Origin of the sequence: Staphylococcus devriesei (assembly GCF_002902625.1) — a bacterium.
GTDB lineage: Bacteria > Bacillota > Bacilli > Staphylococcales > Staphylococcaceae > Staphylococcus > Staphylococcus devriesei.
Genome location: NZ_PPRG01000040.1, coordinates 1 through 4,503, shown reverse-complemented (window position 1 = coordinate 4,503; position 4,503 = coordinate 1). Strand labels below are relative to the sequence as shown.

Sequence of the window (4,503 nt, the reverse complement as noted above, 5' to 3'; positions counted from 1 at the left end):
ATTTAAGGTTATCTATTGAGTAGAAACTTCATAGGTAATCTTATTTATATTTGTCTCAATTATTCCATCATAATAAAGAAATTAAATAAAAATACATATAAATTTTCCTATTAAAAATAACTACTAAAATTAAAGTAAAGGAGCTTATGAAGTGAAGAAGGAAAAGCGTTTAGACCTACTATTATCAATCATTAATCAGAATGATTTTAGCAAAAAGCAAGAAATAGTAGACTATCTGGTCACACATTTTAATGTTTATTGTAGTTTAACAACTATATCGCGTGATTTAGAAAAATTAAATGTATATAAAATACCTATTACTAGTAACAAATACTTTTACAAACAAATAAATCAAAATAATCAAATAAAGGCTAGAAAAAAATTAGAAAGTTATAATGATGAAATCCAAAAAATAATAGTTAAAGACAGTTATATATTAATAAAAACGTCGCCTGGTTTTGCTCAGAGTATAAACTACTATATTGATCAGCTAAAAATGAAAGAAATATTAGGAACAATTGGTGGTAATGACACAATTATGATACTAACTACATCAAATGAGAGGGCACAATATATTTGTTATCAACTGTTCAATTCTAAGAAAAAGTAAGAGTTCTTCAAATCGAAATGATTACTAATACAAAAAAATGTATAAGAAACTTTTTAAAGAAAAAAACTAAGTAATAAAATGATTAATTTACAGGAAATATACATTTTTTATCCTCATAGTGAATATTTAACCAATTTTATGTATTGAATAAATCAGAATGAGTGAAAAAACTGCCATACAACTTGTGAAATAATTCACACAACTATTCTTGGAAGCGCTTTATACTAATGGTGAAATAAAGCAAAGGAGGAAGTTGAGTATGGTACAACAACCCATTCAAGTAAACAGTGAAATTGGAAAATTGAAGACAGTGCTATTAAAAAGACCAGGTAAAGAATTAGAAAATCTAGTGCCTGATCATCTAAGTGGTTTACTGTTCGATGATATTCCTTATCTGAAAGTAGCACAAGAAGAGCATGATAAATTTGCTCAAGCTTTAAGAGATGAGGGAATCGAAGTTGTATATTTAGAAAAACTTGCTGCAGAAGCTATCTCTGAAGCGAAAGTACGTGAACAATTTATCGATGATATCTTAGCTGAATCTAAAAAAACAGTACTAGGCCATGAAGAAGAAATCAAGAAATTCTTCGCAAACTTATCAGATCAAGAACTTGTCGATAAAGTGATGGCGGGTGTGCGTAAAGAAGAAATTAAGTTAGAAACGACACACTTAGTTGAATATATGGATGATCGTTATCCATTTTATCTTGACCCAATGCCTAACCTTTACTTCACACGTGACCCTCAAGCATCTGTAGGTAGAGGCATGACAATTAACCGTATGTACTGGAGAGCCCGTCGAAGAGAATCAATTTTTATAACTTATATTTTAAAACATCATCCTCGTTTTAAAGATGCGGACGTGCCGGTGTGGTTAGACCGTGATTCAAGCTTCAACATTGAAGGTGGAGATGAGTTAGTACTTTCTAAAGAAACGTTAGCTATCGGTATTTCTGAGCGTACTTCAGCACAAGCTATCGAACGCTTAGCTCGAAACATTTTTAATGATGAAAAATCTACATTCAAAAAAGTTGTAGCGATTGAAATACCAAATAGTCGTACATTTATGCATCTAGATACAGTCTTCACAATGATTGATTATGATAAATTTACGGTTCATTCAGCTATCTTTAAAGAAGAAAATAACATGAACATCTTTACAATCGAATATGATGACGCAAAAGATGATATTAAAATCACACACTCAAGTAAATTACGTGAAACACTTGCAGAAGTGTTAGGCGTAGATAAAGTTGAATTTATTCCAACAGGTAACGGCGATGTGATCGATGGTGCGCGTGAACAATGGAATGACGGTTCAAATACATTATGTATTCGCCCAGGAGTTGTCGTGACTTATGACCGTAACTATGTATCTAACCAATTACTACGTGATAAAGGTATTAAAGTGATTGAAATCACGGGTAGTGAACTTGTTCGTGGACGTGGGGGCCCAAGATGTATGAGCCAACCACTATTCAGAGAAGATATTTAATTAAAAATACTTATAGGGGTAAAAGTCGAACTTAACTTATTTATTACTTCTAATGAAAAAGACTTTTACCGCCACTTTTAGGGGAAATTAATATGGATGAAAATAAATTAGGCAAAACTTCCTTAATTGGTCTAGTAATAGGTTCAATGATTGGTGGCGGGGCATTCAATATTATTTCGGATATGGGTGGCCAAGCTGGCGGATTAGCAATCATTATTGGTTGGATAATCACTGCCATCGGTATGATTTCTCTCGCATTTGTCTTCCAAAACTTAACAAATGAACGTCCAGATCTTGAAGGCGGTATTTATAGTTATGCCCAAGTCGGATTTGGTGATTTTGTGGGATTCTCAAGTGCTTGGGGATATTGGTTTGCGGCCTTCCTTGGAAACGTAGCTTACGCGACATTACTGATGTCTTCAGTTGGAAACTTTTTCCCTATATTTAAAGGCGGTAATACACTTCCAAGTATTATTGTAGCTTCTATTTTATTATGGGGCGTACATTTCTTAATTCTTCGAGGTGTAGAAACTGCAGCGTTTATTAATAGTATTGTGACTGTCGCTAAATTAATACCTATATTTTTAGTCATTATTTGTATGATAGTAGTATTCAATTTTGATACTTTTATGTCTGGTTTCTATGGGATGACTAGTGGAGACGTGGGCGTCTTTAGTTGGGGCGACACAATGTCTCAAGTTAAAAGTACGATGCTAGTAACCGTATGGGTCTTCACTGGTATTGAAGGTGCAGTAGTATTCTCTGGTCGTGCGAAAACGAAGAAAGACGTAGGAACTGCGACTGTTATTGGGTTAGTATCAGTACTAATTATCTATTTCTTAATGACAGTATTAGCACAAGGCGTAATTCAACAAAGTGAAATTTCTAAACTAGCAAGTCCGTCAATGGCACAAGTATTAGAACATATTGTAGGTCATTGGGGTTCAGTATTAGTAAATATTGGTTTAATTATTTCAGTATTAGGTGCTTGGCTTGGATGGACATTACTTGCTGGTGAATTACCATTCATCGTAGCAAAAGATGGTCTCTTCCCTAAATGGTTTGCGAAAGAAAATAAAAACAAAGCACCGATCAATGCGTTATTGATTACAAATATTTTAGTACAAATATTCTTAGTAAGTATGTTGTTTACAGATAGTGCTTATCAATTCGCATTTTCACTTGCATCAAGCGCCATTTTAATTCCATATACACTTAGTGCATTTTATCAAGTCAAATATACAATTCAACATAAGCAAAGAGCGACACTTAAACAGTGGATAATAGGTATTATTGCATCTATTTATACAATTTGGTTAGTGTACGCAGCAGGATTAGACTACTTATTATTAACGATGTTGCTTTATATTCCAGGTCTATTCGTATATAGCTATGTGCAACGCGATAATAAAAAACGTTTAACTAAAGTAGATTATATTTTGTTTGTAATCATTATAATACTTGCAATAATAGGAATTATTCGTTTGATTTCAGGTAATATTTCAGTACTTTAAATATTACTCGATGAAACTATTTCGAGGAGTAAGTTGTTATGTATAAAGAAAGACTTCACATTCAAAACTCAAATAAAGAGTTTGATGATTACTTTGAACAATTAGCATCATATTTAAACATTCCTACAAGTATTATTAAACCTTACAAAGATGATTGTACGTTATTTAAGTACAAAAGAAGACAAGTAATATATTATTCATCTAAACAAACTAAATTTGTATATTTTCTTGTAAATGGATGTGTTTCACATGAAATATCTAATGTAAATGGCAATACGTATTTAAGATTGAGCAAAGAACATTCACTCTTTCCAATGAATCATTTATTTAGTGAAACTACACCAACTTATGAAATGTGTACAGCTTTAACAGATTGCACAGTAATTACTTTGCCTAAAGATTTACTAGAATATTTGTGTAAAAACTATACAGAAATCTTTGAAAGTCTCTTTATCAAACTTAATGAGACGATACAGTACCAAGCGGAATATAGTATGGCGTTAACTGCTAATTTAGCCAAAGAACGTATTGAAGAAATATTAAAACTCTTATGTCATACCATTGGTGAAGACAATGAGGAATTTTATGAAATAAAACAGGTTATGACGATTCAATTACTTAGTAATCTGTCAGGTTTGTCTAGAAAAACAACAGGACAAGTTATTAATGAGTTAAAAAAAGAAAACATGGTATTCCAAGATGACAAAGATTAGATTATCAAAAAAATAAAAAATTAGTATTAATAAAAAGGAGATATTAACTATGCAAAACTTAAGAAACAGAGACTTTTTAACATTATTAGACTTCACTCAAAAAGAAGTAGAGTTCTTACTTAATCTATCTGAAGATCTAAAACGTGCGAAATATGCTGGAATTGAACAACC

4 protein-coding genes and 1 pseudogene are annotated in these 4,503 nt (G+C 31.8%); all 5 read left to right on the top strand.

Annotation, left to right across the window (positions count from 1 at the left end; all coding sequences use genetic code 11):
* The first annotated feature begins 151 nt into the window (after positions 1 to 151).
* A complete protein-coding gene (locus CD147_RS06955; RefSeq protein WP_103166697.1) occupies positions 152 to 610 on the top strand; it encodes an arginine repressor in 459 nt (152 codons plus the stop codon).
* A gap of 259 nt (positions 611 to 869) precedes the next feature.
* Positions 870 to 2,105 carry an arginine deiminase gene (gene arcA, locus CD147_RS06950; protein WP_103166696.1) on the top strand — a complete coding sequence of 412 codons (1,236 nt, stop codon included), beginning with the start codon at positions 870 to 872 and terminating at the stop codon, positions 2,103 to 2,105.
* A 92-nt stretch (positions 2,106 to 2,197) separates the two neighbouring features.
* A complete protein-coding gene (arcD, locus tag CD147_RS06945) occupies positions 2,198 to 3,619 on the top strand; it encodes an arginine-ornithine antiporter (RefSeq protein ID WP_103166695.1) in 1,422 nt (473 codons plus the stop codon).
* 38 nt (positions 3,620 to 3,657) lie between these two features.
* On the top strand, positions 3,658 to 4,332 hold the full coding sequence (locus CD147_RS06940; protein WP_103166694.1) for a Crp/Fnr family transcriptional regulator: 675 nt from the start codon (positions 3,658 to 3,660) through the stop codon (positions 4,330 to 4,332).
* A gap of 49 nt (positions 4,333 to 4,381) precedes the next feature.
* Positions 4,382 to 4,503 (top strand): annotated as a pseudogene (locus CD147_RS06935) (ornithine carbamoyltransferase); the annotation flags it as partial.

Coding starts and splice junctions, on each gene's coding strand:
- arcA (WP_103166696.1), top strand. CDS start 870: ATGGTACAACAACCCATTCAAGTAAACAGTGAAATTGGAAAATTGAAG.
- arcD (WP_103166695.1), top strand. CDS start 2,198: ATGGATGAAAATAAATTAGGCAAAACTTCCTTAATTGGTCTAGTAATA.
- CD147_RS06940 (WP_103166694.1), top strand. CDS start 3,658: ATGTATAAAGAAAGACTTCACATTCAAAACTCAAATAAAGAGTTTGAT.